This window comes from Allorhizobium sonneratiae, assembly GCF_023700755.1.
Taxonomy (GTDB): domain Bacteria; phylum Pseudomonadota; class Alphaproteobacteria; order Rhizobiales; family Rhizobiaceae; genus Allorhizobium; species Allorhizobium sonneratiae.
Map to the genome: position 1 here is coordinate 1 of NZ_JAMKOJ010000018.1, position 18698 is coordinate 18698.

Below are 18698 nucleotides of genomic sequence, written 5' to 3' on the forward strand. Positions count from 1 at the left end.
CGCGATGGAAGAAAAGCTGCGCTTCGCAATCCGCGAAGGTGGCCGTACCGTCGGCGCCGGTATCGTCGCTTCGATCATCGAGTAAGTTTCCTTGTATTTTTGATGAAGGGCTCCGCCAATTGGCGGGGCCCTTTTGCTTTTGCGATCACGTCTTGTCATTGATGTGCTGCATTGCGAAAAATGGACTTGGCAGACTGCCTGAGATTGACAATAATCATATGGGCTGGGTGAACGGGCAGATGAGTACTGCCATTGGCAACACCAACGCGTGATTTCGGACAGAATGAACCCATTTTTCCTCAGTCTGCGGCGTACAGCCGGCTTTACAATTTTTATAAGTGCATGCTGCCTGAGCGCAAACGCCCACGCGATTGATGTGGCGAAGCCGCTGATGTGGTCGGTAACGAAATCCGGTGACAATGGGGTGGCTATTGAAACGGGGGTACGGGTCAACAGCTATTCCGACATGCAGTTTGGTCTCGATACATCAATGATCGCAGAAAAAAGCGGTGTCGTTGATCCTTCGACTTTTCCACTGACGTTTTTTGCGCGAATGCAAGTCGAGGGCAGCGCTGATTCGTCCGGCCCTACCTCGTGGTTACGGGCCAATCTGGATCCGCAGACGGGTCTTGCGCGTGTCGCGCTGGAGCGAAGTAATTCCTGGCCATTGACGGGTGATATCGTTTTTGATTCGAATAGAACTCTGGCGGCGCAGCATCTTGATAGTGCAGGGGCGCTCCTATCGGCCAGCCAGAGGCTAGAAATGTCAATATCCGACTGGGATACGTCCTTCTACACACAGGCGACCATCGAATCGCAGGGAGCAGTGGCAACCAGTTCGTTGGGGTTGCAGAAGACGCTGTTTGACGACATCAATCTTTCTGCTTCGGTTTCAGATCTGTGGAGTGAGCCACAATCGAGCATCAATGCGCGCTATGAACGGCATTGGTAAGGTTTTGGCCCCGTGATGGCGCTTTTATATGCGTGGCAAGGCGATGGGTATCCAACGCTTTTCGGTTCACGTTGAGAAAACACAGAAAATTTAAAAAATGCGCTTGCCAATTGTCCGGAGCCGTCTTAAACGAAGCCCCACAGAAACGGATGAAACATCCGGTCCGCAAGCGGATCTGTGAAGGGGTATAGCTCAGCTGGTAGAGCGGCGGTCTCCAAAACCGCAGGTCGGGGGTTCGAGCCCCTCTGCCCCTGCCATTGTCAATTTTGATTTCATGGCTTGACTTGCTTTGGGTTGATTGATCATATGGTAAATTCATCAAACTCCTTTTTGCACTTGCTTTATCGTGTATCGGGGTTTATGTAGGGTTTAACAGACACGCGGTGCGTGGGGCTGAATATCAGCTTTACGCGCCGTAAATGCGTGAGCAATAGATGGCATCGAAGACAAACCCATTCGCGTTTCTGCAACAGGTGCGCTCCGAGACGTCCAAGGTCTCTTGGCCGTCTCGTCGTGAGACTTTGATTTCGACGGCGATGGTTTTGGCCATGGTGATCTTTGCCTCGTTGTTCTTTTTCGCCGCGGACCAGCTGATTGGCTGGGTGCTCAGCCTTGTGCTGAACCTCGGCAACTAATCTGAGCGGAGACGAACATGGCGGCGCGTTGGTATATCGTCCACGCTTATTCAAATTTTGAAAAAAAAGTGGCTGAGGACATCGAGAACAAGGCTCGCCAGAAGGGGCTTGAGCATTTGTTTGAGAAGATCCTGGTGCCGACCGAGAAGGTTGTTGAGGTTCGTCGTGGCCGCAAGGTCGATTCGGAGCGCAAATTCTTCCCTGGTTATGTTCTGGTTCGTGCCAGTCTGACGGATGAGGTTTATCATCTGATCAAGAATACGCCCAAGGTGACGGGTTTTCTCGGTTCTGATAACAAGCCGGTTCCGATTCCTGATCATGAGGCAGAGCGTATTCTCGGTCAGGTTCAGGAAGGTGTTGAGCGGCCGAAATCGTCGCTCAGCTTTGAGATTGGTGAGCAGGTTCGTGTTTCCGACGGTCCGTTCGCTTCCTTCAATGGTGTCGTTCAGGATGTTGATGAGGAGCGGTCACGCCTCAAGGTCGAGGTTTCGATCTTCGGTCGTGCGACCCCGGTCGAGCTTGAATACGGTCAGGTCGAAAAAGTCTGATCACTGGAATTTGCTGCCGGCTCTGGCTGGCGGCAGGCGGGTACTCCCGCAGATACGCGTGGAAGGTGAGGGATCTTAGCCGGATCCTGTTCAGCCGGACCACGCAACCGCAGCCGCCGGGCAACCGGCATATTCGAAAGGCAGAGAGAAATGGCTAAGAAAGTTGCAGGCCAGATCAAGCTGCAGGTCAAGGCAGGATCGGCAAACCCGTCCCCGCCGATCGGCCCGGCCCTTGGTCAGCGTGGCGTAAACATCATGGAATTCTGCAAGGCGTTCAATGCCGCCACGCAGGAAATGGAAAAGGGTATGCCGATCCCGGTCGTCATCACCTATTACCAGGACAAGTCCTTCACCTTCGCAATGAAGCAGCCGCCAATGACCTATTGGCTGAAGAAGGAGGCGAAGATTCAGTCCGGTTCCAAGACCCCCGGCAAGGGTGGCAAGGCTGGCTCGATCACCAAGGCTCAGGTCCGTGCGATCGCTGAAGCCAAGATGAAGGATCTGAACGCTGCCGATATCGAAGGCGCGATGCAGATGGTTGAAGGTTCTGCCCGCTCCATGGGCCTGGAAGTGGTGGGTTGATCATGGCCAAGCTTGCAAAGCGTATTCAGAAGATCCGTGAAGGTGTTGATCCGACAAAGCTCGTTGCTCTTTCCGATGCCATCTCCATGGTCAAGGAACGTGCCGTGGCCAAGTTCGATGAAACCATCGAAATCGCGATGAACCTCGGTGTCGATCCGCGTCATGCCGACCAGATGGTCCGTGGTGTAGTTAATCTGCCGAACGGCACCGGTCGTGACGTTCGCGTTGCCGTTTTTGCGCGTGGCGCCAAGGCTGATGAAGCCAAGGCTGCCGGTGCGGACGTGGTTGGCGCAGAGGATCTGGTGGAAATCGTTCAGGGCGGCAAGATCGATTTCGATCGCTGCATTGCCACCCCGGACATGATGCCCCTCGTCGGTCGTCTCGGTAAGGTTCTTGGCCCTCGTGGCATGATGCCGAACCCGAAGGTCGGCACAGTGACCATGGATGTCACCGGTGCGGTCAAGGCTTCCAAGGGCGGTGCTGTCGAGTTCCGCGTTGAAAAGGCCGGTATCATTCACGCTGGCATCGGCAAGGCCTCCTTCGATGCCAAGGCGCTGGAAGAAAACATCAAGGCTTTCGCTGACGCGGTTATCAAGGCAAAGCCGGCAGGCGCCAAGGGCAATTATGTCAAGCGCGTTGCCATTTCCTCCACCATGGGTCCGGGCGTCAAGATTGATCCCGCCACGGTGACCGCATAAGTTTTCCGGGCTTAATGTCTGGAATTTGAAGAGTTTCCGGTCCTTCGGGACCAGAAATGCCTGGTCGAAAGATCAGGCACTCCTGTCCGAGATTGTGGGTGGCGCAAGCCTTAATACTCGCCTGCATGAGACGGGTAAGACCCGAATTTTTTGAAACGTCTGATGACGTCTTGATGATCGGTTCGAGCCTGGTGCGCCTTGTGCCTGACACTGTCAGTGCGAGGGGGCAGGATCCTTGAGCGTCGCTGGGGATCTTGAACAGTCGAGATACCCTTGCGGCAAAGGCAAACCCGATGGGGCCTGCAGGATTGCGGTCCCATCTACTGGAGACAGACAGTGGAAAGAGCGGAAAAACGCGAATTCGTCACGGAGCTGAACGAAGTCTTCAAGGCTTCCGGTTCGGTTGTCGTGGCCCACTATGCTGGTGTCACCGTTGCGCAGATGAACGACTTCCGTTCGAAAATGCGCGCTGCTGGCGGCACCGTCAAAGTCGCGAAGAACCGTCTGGCCAAGATCGCTCTTCAGGGTACGGAGTCGGAAGGGATGATCAATCTCTTCACGGGACAGACGCTGATTGCTTACAGCGAAGACCCGGTAACGGCTCCCAAGGTCGTCATGGATTTCGCCAAGACCAACGACAAGCTCGTTATCTTGGGTGGTGCCATGGGTGCGACCACGCTTAACGCGGAAGGTGTCAAGTCGCTTGCGACCATGCCTTCGCTGGACGAACTGCGTGCAAAGCTGCTGGGTATGATTCAGACCCCGGCTACCCGTATCGCAGGCGTCGTTCAGGCTCCGGCAGCTCAGCTTGCCCGTGTTTTCGCGGCCTATGCAAAGAAGGACGAAGCCGCTTGAGGCGGTTTTTCGCTGTTCATAACCAAACCAGTTCGAACCGAACACAAAAGGAATACAACAATGGCTGATCTCGCAAAGATCGTAGAAGACCTGTCCTCCCTGACCGTCCTGGAAGCCGCTGAGCTGTCCAAGATGCTCGAAGAAAAGTGGGGCGTTTCCGCTGCTGCTCCGGTAGCTGTTGCTGCCGTTGCCGGTGGTGCAGGCGCTGCTGCTGCCGTCGAAGAAGAAAAGACCGAATTCGACGTTATCCTGACCGACGCTGGCGCAAACAAGATCAACGTCATCAAGGAAGTTCGCGCCATCACCGGTCTTGGCCTCAAGGAAGCCAAGGACCTGGTCGAAGGCGCTCCGAAGCCGGTCAAGGAAGCTGTTTCCAAGGCTGAAGCCGCTGATCTCAAGAAGAAGCTTGAAGACGCTGGCGCCAAGGTTGACGTTAAGTAATATCGGATGCTGCGGTCGGGAGAGTTTGGCTCTCCCGACCCTTCTTCCTTCGGAAATCATTACCCAAAAGCCGGTAAAACGGCTTTTGGGTAATGGGTTCTCAAGAGGATGGTTTTCTTTTTCCGTCTCAGGCAATCCGGCCTCAGCGTGTTGAAGAAAACGAGATTGACGATCCATAAGTGACGGAACCGTCTGGCCAGTGGTTTCCGTCTGTGGCAGGCCCGGGTGCAAACTGACAAGGAGCGACGATGGCTCAGACCCTTACCTTTAACGGTCGCAGGCGCGTACGCAAGTTTTTCGGAAAAATTCCAGAAGTGGCAGAAATGCCGAACCTCATCGAGGTTCAGAAGGCATCTTACGATCAGTTCCTCATGGTTGACGAGCCGCAAGGCGGTCGTCCCGATGAGGGGCTTCAGGCTGTTTTCAAATCCGTCTTCCCGATCACGGATTTCTCCGGCGCATCGATGCTGGAATTTGTGTCCTACGAATTCGAGCCGCCGAAATTCGATGTCGACGAATGCCGTCAGCGCGATCTGACCTATGCGGCGCCCCTGAAGGTGACGCTGCGTCTTATCGTGTTCGATATTGACGAGGATACAGGCGCCCGCTCGATCAAGGATATCAAGGAACAGTCCGTTTACATGGGCGACATGCCGCTCATGACCAATAACGGTACGTTCATCGTCAATGGCACCGAGCGCGTCATCGTTTCGCAGATGCATCGTTCGCCGGGCGTGTTTTTCGACCACGACAAGGGCAAGAGCCATTCCTCGGGCAAGCTGTTGTTCGCTGCCCGCGTCATTCCCTATCGTGGCTCCTGGCTCGATATCGAATTTGACGCTAAGGACATTGTTCACGCCCGTATCGACCGCCGCCGCAAGATCCCGGTGTCCTCGCTTCTCATGGCGCTCGGCATGGATGGCGAAGAGATTCTGTCGACCTTCTATACGAAGTCGCTCTATCAGCGTGACGGCGATGGCTGGCGCGTGCCGTTCCAGCCGGATGCTCTCAAGGGTGCCAAGGCCATCACCGAAATGGTCGATGCCGATACCGGCGAGGTCGTGGTTGAGGCTGGCAAGAAGCTGACCCCGCGTCTGCTTCGCCAGCTCAAGGATAAGGGCCTGAAGGCGCTGAAGGCTGCTGATGAGGATCTCTACGGCAATTATCTTGCCGAAGATATTGTCAACATGCACACCGGTGAAATCTATCTGGAGGCTGGCGACGAAATCGACGAGAAGACTCTGCCGGTCATTCTCGATGCGGGTTTTGATGAGATCCCGGTTCTCGGCATCGACCACATCAATGTCGGCGCCTATATCCGCAATACGCTTGCCGTCGATAAGAACGAAAACCGTCAGGACGCTCTGTTCGACATCTACCGCGTCATGCGTCCGGGTGAGCCGCCGACCATGGAGTCGGCAGAGGCCATGTTCAACTCGCTGTTCTTCGACGCCGAACGTTACGATCTTTCGGCTGTCGGTCGCGTCAAGATGAACATGCGTCTTGATCTTGATGTGCCGGATACCGTTCGGGTTCTGCGCAAGGACGACATTCTCGCTGTGGTCAAGATGCTGGTTGAGCTTCGTGACGGCAAGGGCGAAATCGACGACATCGACAACCTCGGCAACCGCCGTGTGCGTTCTGTCGGCGAACTGATGGAAAACCAGTATCGCCTCGGACTTCTGCGCATGGAGCGCGCCATCAAGGAGCGCATGTCGTCGATCGAGATCGACACGGTCATGCCGCAGGATCTGATCAACGCCAAGCCTGCTGCCGCTGCTGTTCGTGAATTCTTCGGCTCCTCGCAGCTCAGCCAGTTCATGGACCAGGTCAACCCGCTGTCGGAAATCACCCACAAGCGCCGTCTTTCGGCTCTTGGCCCGGGCGGTCTGACCCGTGAGCGCGCCGGCTTCGAAGTCCGCGACGTTCACCCGACCCATTATGGCCGTATCTGCCCGATTGAAACGCCGGAAGGCCCGAACATCGGTCTGATCAACTCGCTGGCCACCTTTGCCCGCGTCAACAAATACGGCTTTATCGAAAGCCCGTATCGCAAGATTGTCGACGGCAAGGTGACGAATGACGTGATCTACCTCTCCGCCATGGAAGAGGCCAAGTATTACGTTGCTCAGGCCAATGCCGAGCTGGATGGCGAAGGTGCGTTCACGGAAGAATTCGTCGTTTGCCGTCATGCCGGGGAAGTGATGCTGGCACCGCGCGACAACATCAACCTGATGGACGTTTCGCCGAAGCAGCTGGTTTCGGTTGCCGCCGCGCTTATTCCGTTCCTGGAAAACGACGACGCCAACCGCGCGCTGATGGGCTCGAACATGCAGCGTCAGGCCGTGCCGCTTTTGAGAGCGGAAGCACCTTTCGTCGGTACCGGCATGGAGCCGATCGTCGCTCGAGATTCGGGTGCTGCCATCGGCGCGCGTCGCGGCGGTGTGGTCGACCAGGTTGATGCGACCCGTATTGTTATCCGCGCTACGGAAGATCTCGATCCGTCCAAGTCGGGCGTCGATATCTACCGGCTGCAGAAGTTCCAGCGTTCGAACCAGAACACCTGCGTCAACCAGCGCCCGCTGGTCACGGTTGGAGATGTCATCTCCAAGGGCGATATCATCGCTGACGGTCCCTCGACTGATCTTGGCGATCTGGCGCTCGGCCGCAATGCGCTGGTCGCCTTCATGCCCTGGAACGGCTACAACTATGAGGACTCGATCCTCATGTCGGAGCGTATCGTTGCCGAAGACGTCTTCACCTCGATCCATATCGAGGAGTTCGAGGTCATGGCCCGCGATACGAAGCTTGGTCCGGAAGAAATCACCCGCGATATTCCGAATGTTTCGGAAGAAGCGCTGAAAAACCTCGACGAAGCCGGTATCGTCTATATCGGTGCAGAAGTTCAGCCGGGCGATATTCTGGTTGGCAAGATCACGCCGAAGGGCGAAAGCCCGATGACGCCGGAAGAAAAGCTTTTGCGCGCCATCTTCGGTGAAAAGGCTTCCGACGTGCGCGATACCTCGATGCGCATGCCGCCCGGTACGTTCGGCACGATCGTCGAAGTCCGCGTGTTCAACCGTCACGGCGTTGAAAAAGACGAACGCGCCATGGCGATCGAACGCGAGGAAATCGAGCGTCTGGCCAAGGACCGTGACGACGAACAGGCGATCCTCGACCGTAACGTCTATGGCCGTCTGCTCGACATGCTGCGTGGTCAGGTTTCGATTGCCGGTCCGAAGGGCTTCAAGAAGGGCGTTGAGCTGAACAATGCCGTCATCTCGGAGTATCCGCGTTCGCAATGGTGGATGTTCGCCGTTGAAAACGAAAAGGTGCAGGGCGAGATCGAAGCACTGCGCGGCCAGTATGACGAATCCAAGTCGCGCCTTGAACAGCGCTTCATGGACAAGGTCGAAAAGGTCCAGCGCGGTGACGAAATGCCTCCGGGCGTGATGAAGATGGTCAAGGTCTTCGTTGCGGTGAAGCGCAAGATCCAGCCGGGCGACAAGATGGCCGGACGTCACGGCAACAAGGGTGTTGTGTCGCGCATCGTGCCGATCGAAGACATGCCGTTCCTTGAAGACGGTACGCATGTCGATATCGTGCTGAACCCGCTCGGCGTTCCCTCGCGTATGAATGTCGGTCAGATTCTGGAAACCCACCTTGCCTGGGCCTGCGCCGGCATGGGTCGAAAGATCGGTCAGATGCTTGAGGATTATCGCAAGCACCTCGACATTACCGAGCTGAAAGACACTTTGACGGATGTCTATTTCAGCCAGGCGCATAACGAAGTGGCGAAGTTCGACGACGATGCTCTGGTTCGTCTGGCCGAACAGTCGAAGCGCGGCGTTTCCATCGCGACCCCGGTTTTCGACGGTGCGCATGAAACCGACGTATCCTCGATGCTGACCAAGGCCGGTCTCGATCCCTCGGGTCAGTCGGTTCTCTATGATGGCCGCACGGGTGAAGCCTTCGACCGTAAGGTCACCGTTGGCTACATGTATATGATCAAGCTCAACCACCTGGTTGACGACAAGATCCATGCACGCTCCATCGGTCCTTACTCGCTGGTCACGCAGCAGCCGCTCGGCGGTAAGGCGCAGTTCGGCGGTCAGCGCTTCGGGGAAATGGAAGTCTGGGCGCTGGAAGCCTACGGTGCGGCTTACACCCTGCAGGAAATGCTGACGGTGAAATCCGACGACGTGGCGGGCCGTACCAAGGTCTATGAAGCGATTGTTCGTGGCGATGATACGTTCGAAGCCGGTATTCCGGAAAGCTTCAACGTTCTGGTCAAGGAAATGCGCTCTCTGGGTCTTTCGGTCGAGCTGGAAAATTCCAAGCTTGAGCCGGCGGACGCCGCCAATCCGTTGCCGGACGCTGCGGAATAATTCTGACAATGGGCGCGCGCTTTTCTGCGCGCGCCGTCTCCCGCCCGGGTGCAATCGGGCGCGGGGACTTTTGCCGCATTTGGCGGTTATTGTCGTTTAAGGCATGCGGTGCGGCTCCCGGGAAGGCCGCAACCCACGCCAAGCCGAGGGCGTTACGCCCCACAAGGAGACAGGCATGAACCAAGAGGTCATGAACCTTTTCAACCCGCAGGTTCCGGCACAGCATTTCGATTCCATCCGGATTTCGATTGCCTCGCCGGAAAAGATCCTGTCGTGGTCCTATGGCGAAATCAAAAAGCCGGAAACCATCAATTACCGGACCTTCAAGCCGGAGCGCGACGGTCTGTTCTGCGCCCGCATTTTTGGACCGATCAAGGACTATGAATGCTTGTGCGGCAAGTACAAGCGCATGAAATACAAGGGCATCATCTGCGAAAAATGCGGCGTTGAAGTCACGCTGTCGCGCGTGCGCCGCGAACGCATGGGCCATATCGAGCTTGCTGCCCCGGTTGCCCATATCTGGTTCCTCAAGTCGCTGCCGTCGCGTATCTCGACGCTGCTCGACATGACGCTGAAGGATGTCGAGCGCGTTCTCTATTTCGAGAACTACATCGTCACGGAAGCAGGTCTGACGGCGCTGAAGCAGAACCAGCTTCTCTCCGAAGAAGAATATATGATGGCCGTCGATGAATATGGTGAAGACCAGTTCACGGCGATGATCGGCGCTGAAGCCATCTATGAAATGCTCGCTTCGATGAATCTGGAGCGCATTGCCGGCGATCTGCGTTCGGAACTGGCGGACACTACCTCCGATCTGAAGCAGAAGAAGCTGATGAAGCGTCTCAAGATCGTCGAGAACTTCATGGAATCAGGCAATCGTCCGGAATGGATGATCATGAAGGTCGTGCCGGTGATTCCGCCGGACCTGCGTCCCCTTGTGCCGCTTGATGGCGGTCGTTTCGCGACGTCGGATCTGAACGATCTCTATCGCCGCGTCATCAACCGTAACAACCGTCTGAAGCGCTTGATCGAACTGCGTGCGCCCGGCATCATCATCCGCAACGAAAAGCGCATGCTGCAGGAATCGGTCGATGCGTTGTTCGACAACGGTCGTCGTGGCCGCGTCATCACGGGTGCCAACAAGCGTCCACTGAAGTCGCTCTCCGACATGCTGAAGGGCAAACAGGGCCGCTTCCGTCAGAACCTGCTCGGCAAGCGCGTCGACTATTCCGGCCGTTCGGTCATCGTGACCGGTCCGGAACTGAAGCTGCACCAGTGCGGCCTGCCGAAGAAGATGGCGCTCGAACTGTTCAAGCCGTTCATCTATGCGCGTCTCGACGCCAAGGGCTATTCCTCCACCGTCAAGCAGGCGAAGAAGCTGGTTGAAAAGGAAAAGCCGGAAGTCTGGGATATCCTCGATGAGGTCATCCGCGAGCATCCGGTTCTTCTGAACCGCGCACCGACGCTGCACCGTCTGGGCATCCAGGCCTTTGAACCGATCCTGGTCGAAGGCAAGGCCATCCAGCTGCATCCGCTGGTCTGCACGGCCTTCAACGCCGACTTCGACGGCGACCAGATGGCCGTTCACGTGCCGCTGTCGCTGGAAGCCCAGCTTGAAGCCCGTGTTCTGATGATGTCGACCAACAACATCCTGCATCCGGCCAACGGCGCGCCGATCATCGTTCCGTCGCAGGACATGGTTCTCGGTCTCTACTACCTGTCGATCATGAACCAGAATGAGCCGGGCGAAGGCATGGCCTTCTCCGACATGGGCGAATTGCACCATGCTCTGGAAAACAAGGTCGTCACCCTGCACGCCAAGATCCGTGGCCGGTTCAAGTCGATCGACGAAGAGGGCAAGCCCTATTCGAAGATCTATGAAACCACGCCGGGCCGCATGATCATCGGCGAACTGCTGCCGAAGAACGGCAAGGTCACCTTCGACATCTGCAATCAGGAAATGACCAAGAAGAACATCTCCAAGATGATCGACACGGTCTACCGCCATTGCGGCCAGAAGGACACGGTGATTTTCTGCGACCGCATCATGCAGCTCGGCTTCACCCATGCCTGCCGTGCCGGTATCTCTTTCGGCAAGGACGACATGGTCATCCCGGATGCCAAGGCCAAGATCGTTGCCGACACCGAGTCGCTGGTGAAGGAATACGAACAGCAGTATAATGACGGTCTGATCACCCAGGGTGAGAAGTACAACAAGGTCGTCGATGCCTGGGGCAAGGCGACCGAAAAGGTCACGGAAGAAATGATGGCCCGCATCAAGGCCGTCGAATTCGATCCGCAAACCGGTCGTCAGAAGCAGATGAACTCGATCTACATGATGTCGCACTCTGGCGCGCGTGGTTCGGTGAACCAGATGCGTCAGCTGGGTGGCATGCGCGGCCTGATGGCCAAGCCGTCGGGTGAAATCATCGAGACGCCGATCATCTCGAACTTCAAGGAAGGCCTCACCGTTAACGAGTACTTCAACTCGACCCACGGTGCCCGTAAGGGTCTGGCGGATACCGCGCTGAAGACGGCAAACTCGGGTTACCTGACCCGCCGTCTGGTCGACGTTGCCCAGGATTGCATCGTCAACATGGTCGATTGCGGCACCGATACCGGCCTGACCATGACTGCCATCGTCGATGCTGGTCAGGTCGTTGCTTCGCTCGGCGCCCGTATCCTTGGCCGTACGGCTCTCGACGATATCGACAATCCTGTGACGGGTGAAAACCTCGTCAAGGCGGGTCAGATGATCCTCGAGCCGCATGTGATCGAGATCGAAAAGGCCGGTATCCAGTCCGTTCGCATCCGCTCGGCACTGACCTGCGAAGTGCAGACCGGTGTCTGCTCGGTCTGCTACGGTCGCGACCTTGCCCGAGGTACGCCGGTCAATATCGGTGAGGCTGTCGGCGTTATCGCCGCCCAGTCCATTGGTGAACCGGGCACCCAGCTCACCATGCGTACCTTCCACCTTGGCGGTACGGCAAACGTGGTTGACCAGTCGTTCCTCGAAGCCTCTTACGAGGGCACGATCCAGATCAAGAACCGCAACCTGCTGCGTAACTCCGAAGGCGTTCTCGTCGCTATGGGCCGCAACATGTCGATCACTATTCTCGATGAGCGTGGTGTCGAACGGTCGTCGCAGCGCGTCGCCTATGGTTCGAAGCTGTTCGTGGATGATGGCGATAAGGTCAAGCGCGGTCAGCGTCTGGCGGAATGGGACCCCTATACCCGTCCGATGATGACGGAAGTGGCTGGTATTGTTCACTTCGAGGATCTGGTCGACGGTCTGTCCGTTCTGGAAGCGACCGACGAATCGACCGGTATCACCAAGCGTCAGGTTATCGACTGGCGCTCGACGCCGCGCGGTTCGGATCTGAAGCCCGCCATCGTCATCAAGGACGAGACAGGCACCGTTTTGAAGTTGGCACGTGGTGCGGAAGCCCGCTTCCAGCTTTCGGTTGACGCGATCCTCTCGGTTGAACCGGGTACCAAGGTCAGCCAGGGTGACGTGCTTGCCCGTTCGCCGATGGAAAGCGCCAAGACGAAGGACATCACCGGCGGTCTGCCGCGCGTTGCCGAACTGTTCGAAGCCCGCCGTCCGAAGGATCACGCCATCATCGCCGAAATCGATGGTACGATCCGTCTGGGCCGCGACTACAAGAACAAGCGCCGCGTCATCATCGAGCCGGCGGAAGACGGTGTCGAGCCGGTCGAATACCTGATCCCGAAGGGCAAGCCCTTCCACCTTCAGGAAGGCGACTATATCGAAAAGGGTGATTACATCCTCGACGGTAATCCGGCACCGCACGACATTCTGGCGATCAAGGGTGTGGAGGCGCTCGCTTCCTATCTCGTCAATGAAATCCAGGAAGTCTACCGTCTTCAGGGTGTTGTGATCAACGACAAGCACATCGAGGTCATCGTGCGCCAGATGCTGCAGAAGGTTGAGATCACCGATTCTGGCGACAGCCAGTATATCGTCGGCGACAATGTCGACCGGATCGAACTGGACGACGTCAATGAACGGCTCATGGAAGAAGGCAAGAAGCCAGCTTCCGGCGATCCGGTGTTGCTCGGTATCACCAAGGCATCGCTGCAGACCCCGTCCTTCATCTCGGCAGCCTCCTTCCAGGAAACCACCAAGGTTCTCACGGAAGCGGCCATTGCCGGCAAGATGGACACGCTGCAGGGCCTCAAGGAAAACGTCATCGTCGGACGTCTCATCCCGGCCGGTACCGGCGGCACCATGACTCAGATCCGCCGCATCGCCACCTCGCGTGACGACCTCATTCTCGAGGAACGCCGCAAGGGGACCGGCGCGGATGTCGCAACGCCGATGCTGCGCGACATGGCAGGCGAGGGCGCTTCTGCCGCCGAATAAGCCGCGAAGACCGATTGATCATGAAAACGCCGGGCTTGTAGCCCGGCGTTTTTTATTGAATGATGTTTTTAACGCCTGCACATTACAGCGCCGTGCGCCATATTGGGCGCACGGCGCTGTAGAAGTTCTCTCATGCCGGGGATCGGGAGCATCATATGAGCATGTTCAATGAACTCATTGGAGTTGCAGGTGCTTTCCTTGTTGTGGCGGTTTCTCCGGGGCCTGCCAATATCGCCACTGCCACGATCGCTATTCGCTTCGGCCGTAGGGCTGCGCTTGAGTATGGTCTCGGTCTTTCTATCGGTTTGGCCTTTTGGGGACTAATCGCCGTAACGGGCCTCGGTATTGTCTTCCAGGCGTCCTTTTATCTCTTCACAGCCGTGAAAATAGTGGGCGGGATTTATCTGCTATGGCTTGCCTTACAGTCTTTGCGTGCCTTTTCAGATAAGGAGAGTAAAGAGGTAAAACTTTCCGGGGAAGGGCACTGGTTCTGGCGTGGCCTTGTTCTCAATCTCTTCAATCCGAAGGCTGTTTTGGCCTGGATGGCCGTTCTGGCGGTGGGTTTGTCTGCTGACGGCAGCCATGGCGTGATGGGAATAGCCACTATGGTTTGTGTGGCGATCGGGTTTGGCAATTACGCCATGCACGCCCTTGTTTTTTCGATATCCGGTGTGATGCATGCCTATCGTCGCTGCAGCCGCTGGGTTGAAGGGGCGGTCGCGGGCGTCTTTGCGGTGACAGGGCTTGGTTTGATCCGCTCTGCGCTCACGCGCTGACATTGGGATTATAAATTATAAAATAAGGGGCAGGGCGGCTTGATGTTCATAACCCAAATGCAAGAGGGCTTCCTTCACCGGAATCCAGAAAAAGCGCATGAGGACTGGTGGTTCGCCGGTTGAGGGGAAGTGTTCGGTGCGTAGCCATTCAGTGGCAAAAGAGCCGTTGAGCGCGACATGAAAGAAATGCCGCCGATGAATCACCTGTTCTTTCAGATGAGCAGCACGGTGATCAATCCGCGTCAGGAAGGCAGGTTCGTGAGGTGGAGTGAGGCCGGTCTCTTCCGCAAATTCCCGCATTGCGGCATCTAATTGCGTTTCCTTTGCCTCAATCGTGCCGCCGGGGACCTGTGGCAGAAGATCGGGAAAGTCCGGCTCATCGAAGACAAGCAGATCACCTTGCCAAGTGGCATAGATAAGCGCCTTGTTGATGATCCGGACTGTCATTGGGAAAAAGCTGAGTTTAGTTGAAGCGGATGATCGCCACTTCGCCTTCGAGCGCGCCCTGATAGGCGGAGGCGTGCGGCTCATCCACCGGTTCTTCGGTGATCAGGCCGATCTGGTCGAGATCGGCTTCGAGGAAGCCTTCTTCAGACAGTGCGTTCAAGGCGGTGCGGATGGCCGAATCGTCATCGGGGGCTGTCAGCAGAATATGAAGATCGATGCCTTCACCTCCGGCGGTTTCATAGGCTTTGGCGATGACCACGAAGACCATCGGACCCTCGGCCTGATTATCGTTGACAGGGTTAGAATTCATGTGCGGGCTCCCGGACTGTGAAAGAGAGAAACGGCCTCGCCGTGCCCCTGATGTCGTTGACGGTGGGCATTCGCGGCGGTTGCGTCAAGCATTTCCGCGGTGATACCCCATGAAAAACGTCTTCATCCACTGTCGTATTGGCTTTGATCATGGGATGGCAAGGTGCTGGCTTTGCCTTGCTTCAACGAATAATTTCACCGCATGACTTGACGGAACGGGGTGAAAACAGTAGTACGCCCGGCATCGGAGCCAATGTGGGGCTTATAGCATTCGGATGTCTTGTCATCCGAAGCGGGCAACAAACAGGGATCCAACCGCACTTTGAAGACATGATTGCTGCACGCATGACGCATATCATGCGTCCTCTGCTTGATGTGGTCCATCCGAGAAATCGGGTGGGGCCACATTTTTTGCATGAATGGCACATGACAGATTGTGTGGCCGTCGCCGGAAACGGCATTGAGCGAGCCGTTCAAGGCTCAAGTGACAAGAATAACAAGGGATGGTTTCATGCCTACCGTTAACCAGCTGATCCGCAAGCCGCGTCAGGCTCAGGTCAAGCGCAACAAGGTTCCTGCCCTGCAGGAAAATCCCCAGAAGCGCGGCGTTTGCACGCGCGTTTACACCACGACCCCGAAGAAGCCGAACTCGGCTCTGCGTAAGGTTGCCAAGATTCGCCTGACCAATGGCTTTGAAGTCATCGGCTATATCCCCGGCGAAGGTCATAACCTTCAGGAGCACTCTGTCGTCATGATTCGTGGCGGCCGCGTCAAGGACTTGCCGGGTGTGCGTTACCACATCATCCGCGGCGTTCTCGATACGCAGGGTGTCAAGAACCGCAAGCAGCGCCGCTCCAAGTATGGCGCAAAGCGTCCGAAGTGATTTCGGTCGTCATTTAGAATTTTCCGGCGCTGCGCGAGGTTCTCCGCGTGATAAAGCGTCATAACCGTTGAGAGACAAGATAAGATGTCCCGTCGCCATAGTGCTGAAAAGCGTGAAATCAACCCGGATCCCAAGTTCGGTGATCTGGTTGTCACCAAGTTCATGAACGCAATCATGTTGCACGGCAAAAAGTCCGTTGCAGAAAGCATCGTTTACGGCGCTTTCGATTCCGTTCAGTCCAAGTCCAAGCAAGAGCCGATTGCGATCTTCCATCAGGCGCTCGACAATGTCGCGCCGCATGTTGAAGTTCGCTCGCGTCGCGTGGGTGGTGCAACCTACCAGGTCCCGGTCGATGTGCGTCCGGAGCGCCGTCAGGCGCTCGCTATCCGCTGGTTGATCGCTGCAGCACGTAAGCGCAACGAGACCACCATGGTCGATCGTCTCTCCGGCGAGTTGCTGGACGCTGCCAACAATCGCGGCAGCGCCGTCAAGAAGCGTGAAGACACGCACAAGATGGCTGACGCGAACCGTGCCTTCTCGCATTACCGCTGGTAATCAAGACGACTATTTCGAAAGGCAGTCCAATATGGCTCGCGAATATAAAATCGAAGACTACCGCAACTTCGGTATCATGGCGCATATCGACGCCGGCAAGACGACCACGACCGAGCGCATCCTGTATTACACAGGCAAGTCGCACAAGATCGGCGAAGTTCACGATGGCGCAGCCACGATGGACTGGATGGAGCAGGAGCAGGAACGTGGTATCACCATCACGTCCGCTGCCACCACGACCTTCTGGAAGGGTCGTGACGGCAAGATGCGCCGCTTCAATATCATCGACACCCCCGGTCACGTTGACTTCACCATCGAAGTTGAGCGTTCGCTTCGTGTTCTCGACGGTGCGATCGCTCTCCTCGATGCCAATGCCGGCGTTGAGCCTCAGACCGAAACCGTCTGGCGTCAGGCTGAGAAGTATCATGTTCCGCGTATGATCTTCTGCAACAAGATGGACAAGACCGGGGCTGACTTTTACCGTTCGGTCGAAATGATCAAGACCCGTCTCGGTGCAACGGCTGTCGTCATGCAGCTGCCGATTGGCGCTGAAGCCGAATTCAAGGGTGTGGTCGATCTGATCGAGATGAACGCTCTGATCTGGCGCGATGAATCCTTGGGTGCTGCTTGGGATGTTGTTGAAATCCCGGAAGACCTGAAGGAAAAGGCTGCCGAATATCGCGAAAAGCTGATCGAAACTGTTGTTGAGATCGACGAAGAAGCGATGGAAGCTTACCTGAACGGCGAAATGCCAGACAACGACAAAATTCGCGCTCTGGTTCGCCGTGGCACGATCGATGTTAAGTTCCACCCGATGTTCTGCGGTACGGCCTTCAAGAACAAGGGTGTTCAGCCTCTGCTCGATGCTGTTGTTGAATATCTGCCGTCCCCGCTCGATATCCCTGCTATCAAGGGCATCGACGTGAAGACCGAAGCAGAAATCGAGCGTCATGCTGACGATGCTGAGCCGCTGTCCATGCTGGCGTTCAAGATCATGAACGACCCCTTCGTTGGTTCGCTGACCTTCTGCCGTATCTATTCTGGCAAGCTCGAAAAGGGCGCGTCGGTGATGAACACGGTCAAGGAAAAGCGCGAACGCGTTGGCCGTATGCTTCAGATGCACTCCAACTCGCGTGAAGACATCGAAGAAGCCTTCGCTGGTGACATCGTGGCTCTCGCAGGTCTGAAGGAAAGCACCACGGGCGATACGCTCTGCGATCCTCTGAACCAGGTTATCCTTGAGCGCATGGAATTCCCTGAGCCGGTTATTCAGATCGCCATCGAGCCCAAGACCAAGGGCGACCAGGAAAAGATGGGCCTCGCGCTCAACCGTCTGGCTGCTGAAGATCCTTCGTTCCGCGTTAAGACTGACCACGAATCCGGTCAGACCATCATCGCAGGCATGGGCGAACTTCACCTCGACATCATCGTTGACCGTATGCGTCGCGAATTCAAGGTTGAAGCCACTGTTGGTGCTCCGCAGGTTGCTTACCGGGAAACCATCACCAAGGCGCACGAAGAAGATTACACGCACAAGAAGCAGTCCGGTGGTACCGGTCAGTTCGCTCGCGTCAAGATCATCTTCGAACCGAACCCGGAAGGCGAAGACTTCAAGTTCGAATCCAAGATCGTCGGCGGTGCTGTTCCGAAGGAATATATCCCAGGCGTTCAGAAGGGTATCGAAAGCGTTCTGACCTCTGGTCCGCTCGCAGGTTTCCCGATGCTCGGCGTCAAGGCGACGCTGATCGACGGTGCATTCCACGATGTCGACTCCTCGGTCCTCGCCTTCGAAATCGCATCGCGTGCCTGCTTCCGTGAGGCGGCCAAGAAGGCTGGTGCACAGTTGCTTGAGCCGATGATGAAGGTCGAAGTCGTCACGCCGGAAGATTACGTCGGTGACGTGATCGGCGACCTGAACTCTCGCCGTGGTCAGATCCAGGGTCAGGAAAGCCGCGGTGTTGCCGTGGTGATCAATGCCCATGTGCCGTTGGCCAACATGTTCAAGTATGTCGACAACCTGCGCTCCATGTCGCAGGGTCGCGCCCAGTACTCCATGGTGTTCGATCACTATGCGCCGGTACCGAGCAACGTCGCTGCAGAAATCCAGGCAAAGTACTCCGGTCAGAAGTGACCGGAGCCATACCTTCGCCAGAGTATCAATAGTTTTCCCTTTTCAGGGACAGAAATGGAGAGCCGAAAATGGCAAAGAGTAAGTTTGAGCGCAATAAGCCGCACGTTAACA

The 18698-nt window shown here is 56.4% G+C and carries 17 protein-coding genes and 1 tRNA gene; 16 read left to right on the top strand and 2 right to left on the bottom strand.

Features of this window, described 5'->3' with window-relative positions; genetic code table 11:
* The 12 genes from NAC44_RS20735 to NAC44_RS20790 form a co-directional block, all read left to right on the top strand.
* The coding region (locus NAC44_RS20735) for an EF-Tu C-terminal domain-related protein (protein WP_154664984.1) at window positions 1-85 on the top strand (85 nt) is incomplete at its 5' end.
* 198 nt (window positions 86-283) lie between these two features.
* On the top strand, window positions 284-952 hold the full coding sequence (locus tag NAC44_RS20740; protein ID WP_250943534.1) for a hypothetical protein: 669 nt from the start codon (window positions 284-286) through the stop codon (window positions 950-952).
* Window positions 953-1133: 181 nt separating this feature from the next.
* Window positions 1134-1209: transfer RNA gene (locus NAC44_RS20745), tRNA-Trp, on the top strand.
* Between the two features lie 177 nt (window positions 1210-1386).
* A complete protein-coding gene (secE, locus tag NAC44_RS20750) occupies window positions 1387-1587 on the top strand; it encodes a preprotein translocase subunit SecE (RefSeq protein WP_250943536.1) in 201 nt (66 codons plus the stop codon).
* Window positions 1588-1604: 17 nt separating this feature from the next.
* The gene (gene nusG / locus NAC44_RS20755) at window positions 1605-2135 is read left to right on the top strand and encodes a transcription termination/antitermination protein NusG (protein WP_250943538.1); all 531 of its coding nucleotides are present in this window, start codon (window positions 1605-1607) and stop codon (window positions 2133-2135) included.
* 150 nt (window positions 2136-2285) lie between these two features.
* Window positions 2286-2717, top strand: a complete 432-nt coding sequence (rplK, locus tag NAC44_RS20760; RefSeq protein WP_250943540.1) for a 50S ribosomal protein L11 — start codon at window positions 2286-2288, stop codon at window positions 2715-2717.
* 2 nt (window positions 2718-2719) lie between these two features.
* Window positions 2720-3415, top strand: a complete 696-nt coding sequence (gene rplA, locus NAC44_RS20765) for a 50S ribosomal protein L1 (RefSeq protein ID WP_250943542.1) — start codon at window positions 2720-2722, stop codon at window positions 3413-3415.
* Window positions 3416-3751: 336 nt separating this feature from the next.
* Window positions 3752-4270, top strand: coding sequence for a 50S ribosomal protein L10 (gene rplJ / locus NAC44_RS20770; protein WP_250943544.1), 519 nt, complete (start codon window positions 3752-3754; stop codon window positions 4268-4270).
* Between the two features lie 60 nt (window positions 4271-4330).
* Entirely contained in the window at window positions 4331-4711 is a 381-nt protein-coding gene (gene rplL, locus NAC44_RS20775; RefSeq protein WP_250943545.1) for a 50S ribosomal protein L7/L12, read from the top strand.
* A gap of 248 nt (window positions 4712-4959) precedes the next feature.
* Window positions 4960-9099 carry a DNA-directed RNA polymerase subunit beta gene (gene rpoB, locus NAC44_RS20780; protein WP_250943547.1) on the top strand — a complete coding sequence of 1380 codons (4140 nt, stop codon included), beginning with the start codon at window positions 4960-4962 and terminating at the stop codon, window positions 9097-9099.
* Window positions 9100-9274: 175 nt separating this feature from the next.
* Window positions 9275-13486 carry a DNA-directed RNA polymerase subunit beta' gene (gene rpoC, locus NAC44_RS20785; RefSeq protein WP_250943548.1) on the top strand — a complete coding sequence of 1404 codons (4212 nt, stop codon included), beginning with the start codon at window positions 9275-9277 and terminating at the stop codon, window positions 13484-13486.
* A gap of 155 nt (window positions 13487-13641) precedes the next feature.
* The gene (locus NAC44_RS20790) at window positions 13642-14262 is read left to right on the top strand and encodes a LysE family translocator (RefSeq protein ID WP_250943550.1); all 621 of its coding nucleotides are present in this window, start codon (window positions 13642-13644) and stop codon (window positions 14260-14262) included.
* Window positions 14263-14277: 15 nt separating this feature from the next.
* Here the strand turns inward: NAC44_RS20790 and NAC44_RS20795 are convergent, their stop codons facing one another.
* Window positions 14278-14793: an NUDIX hydrolase gene (locus tag NAC44_RS20795; RefSeq protein WP_250943551.1), complete on the bottom strand. Its 516-nt coding sequence runs from the start codon at window positions 14791-14793 to the stop codon at window positions 14278-14280.
* Window positions 14726-15019, bottom strand: coding sequence for a transcriptional regulator (locus NAC44_RS20800; protein ID WP_250943553.1), 294 nt, complete (start codon window positions 15017-15019; stop codon window positions 14726-14728). Before NAC44_RS20800 ends, NAC44_RS20795 begins: the two co-directional genes overlap by 68 nt.
* 137 nt (window positions 15020-15156) lie before the next feature.
* Between NAC44_RS20800 and NAC44_RS20805 the strand changes: the two genes are divergently transcribed.
* From NAC44_RS20805 to fusA, 4 genes are all read left to right on the top strand, one after another.
* Complete coding sequence (locus NAC44_RS20805) at window positions 15157-15543, top strand: hypothetical protein (protein ID WP_250943555.1); 387 nt, start codon at window positions 15157-15159, stop codon at window positions 15541-15543.
* Window positions 15530-15901, top strand: a complete 372-nt coding sequence (gene rpsL / locus NAC44_RS20810) for a 30S ribosomal protein S12 (RefSeq protein ID WP_003507760.1) — start codon at window positions 15530-15532, stop codon at window positions 15899-15901. The genes NAC44_RS20805 and rpsL overlap by 14 nt, the downstream gene beginning before the upstream one ends.
* Window positions 15902-15985: 84 nt before the next feature.
* The gene (gene rpsG / locus NAC44_RS20815; RefSeq protein WP_250943558.1) at window positions 15986-16456 is read left to right on the top strand and encodes a 30S ribosomal protein S7; all 471 of its coding nucleotides are present in this window, start codon (window positions 15986-15988) and stop codon (window positions 16454-16456) included.
* A gap of 31 nt (window positions 16457-16487) precedes the next feature.
* Window positions 16488-18587 (top strand): elongation factor G, encoded by a 2100-nt coding sequence (gene fusA, locus NAC44_RS20820; RefSeq protein ID WP_250943560.1) that lies wholly within the window; start codon window positions 16488-16490, stop codon window positions 18585-18587.
* Window positions 18588-18698 lie beyond the last annotated feature (111 nt).

What these genes read in the sequence shown, in the direction of transcription:
- NAC44_RS20740 (WP_250943534.1), top strand. Translation starts at nt 284, where the DNA reads ATGAACCCATTTTTCCTCAGTCTGCGGCGTACAGCCGGCTTTACAATT.
- NAC44_RS20800 (WP_250943553.1), bottom strand. Translation starts at nt 15,019, where the DNA reads ATGAATTCTAACCCTGTCAACGATAATCAGGCCGAGGGTCCGATGGTC.
- secE (WP_250943536.1), top strand. Translation starts at nt 1,387, where the DNA reads ATGGCATCGAAGACAAACCCATTCGCGTTTCTGCAACAGGTGCGCTCC.
- NAC44_RS20790 (WP_250943550.1), top strand. Translation starts at nt 13,642, where the DNA reads ATGAGCATGTTCAATGAACTCATTGGAGTTGCAGGTGCTTTCCTTGTT.
- rpsL (WP_003507760.1), top strand. Translation starts at nt 15,530, where the DNA reads ATGCCTACCGTTAACCAGCTGATCCGCAAGCCGCGTCAGGCTCAGGTC.
- rpoB (WP_250943547.1), top strand. Translation starts at nt 4,960, where the DNA reads ATGGCTCAGACCCTTACCTTTAACGGTCGCAGGCGCGTACGCAAGTTT.
- rplA (WP_250943542.1), top strand. Translation starts at nt 2,720, where the DNA reads ATGGCCAAGCTTGCAAAGCGTATTCAGAAGATCCGTGAAGGTGTTGAT.
- nusG (WP_250943538.1), top strand. Translation starts at nt 1,605, where the DNA reads ATGGCGGCGCGTTGGTATATCGTCCACGCTTATTCAAATTTTGAAAAA.
- rplL (WP_250943545.1), top strand. Translation starts at nt 4,331, where the DNA reads ATGGCTGATCTCGCAAAGATCGTAGAAGACCTGTCCTCCCTGACCGTC.
- fusA (WP_250943560.1), top strand. Translation starts at nt 16,488, where the DNA reads ATGGCTCGCGAATATAAAATCGAAGACTACCGCAACTTCGGTATCATG.
- NAC44_RS20795 (WP_250943551.1), bottom strand. Translation starts at nt 14,793, where the DNA reads ATGAGCCGCACGCCTCCGCCTATCAGGGCGCGCTCGAAGGCGAAGTGG.
- rpsG (WP_250943558.1), top strand. Translation starts at nt 15,986, where the DNA reads ATGTCCCGTCGCCATAGTGCTGAAAAGCGTGAAATCAACCCGGATCCC.
- rpoC (WP_250943548.1), top strand. Translation starts at nt 9,275, where the DNA reads ATGAACCAAGAGGTCATGAACCTTTTCAACCCGCAGGTTCCGGCACAG.
- rplK (WP_250943540.1), top strand. Translation starts at nt 2,286, where the DNA reads ATGGCTAAGAAAGTTGCAGGCCAGATCAAGCTGCAGGTCAAGGCAGGA.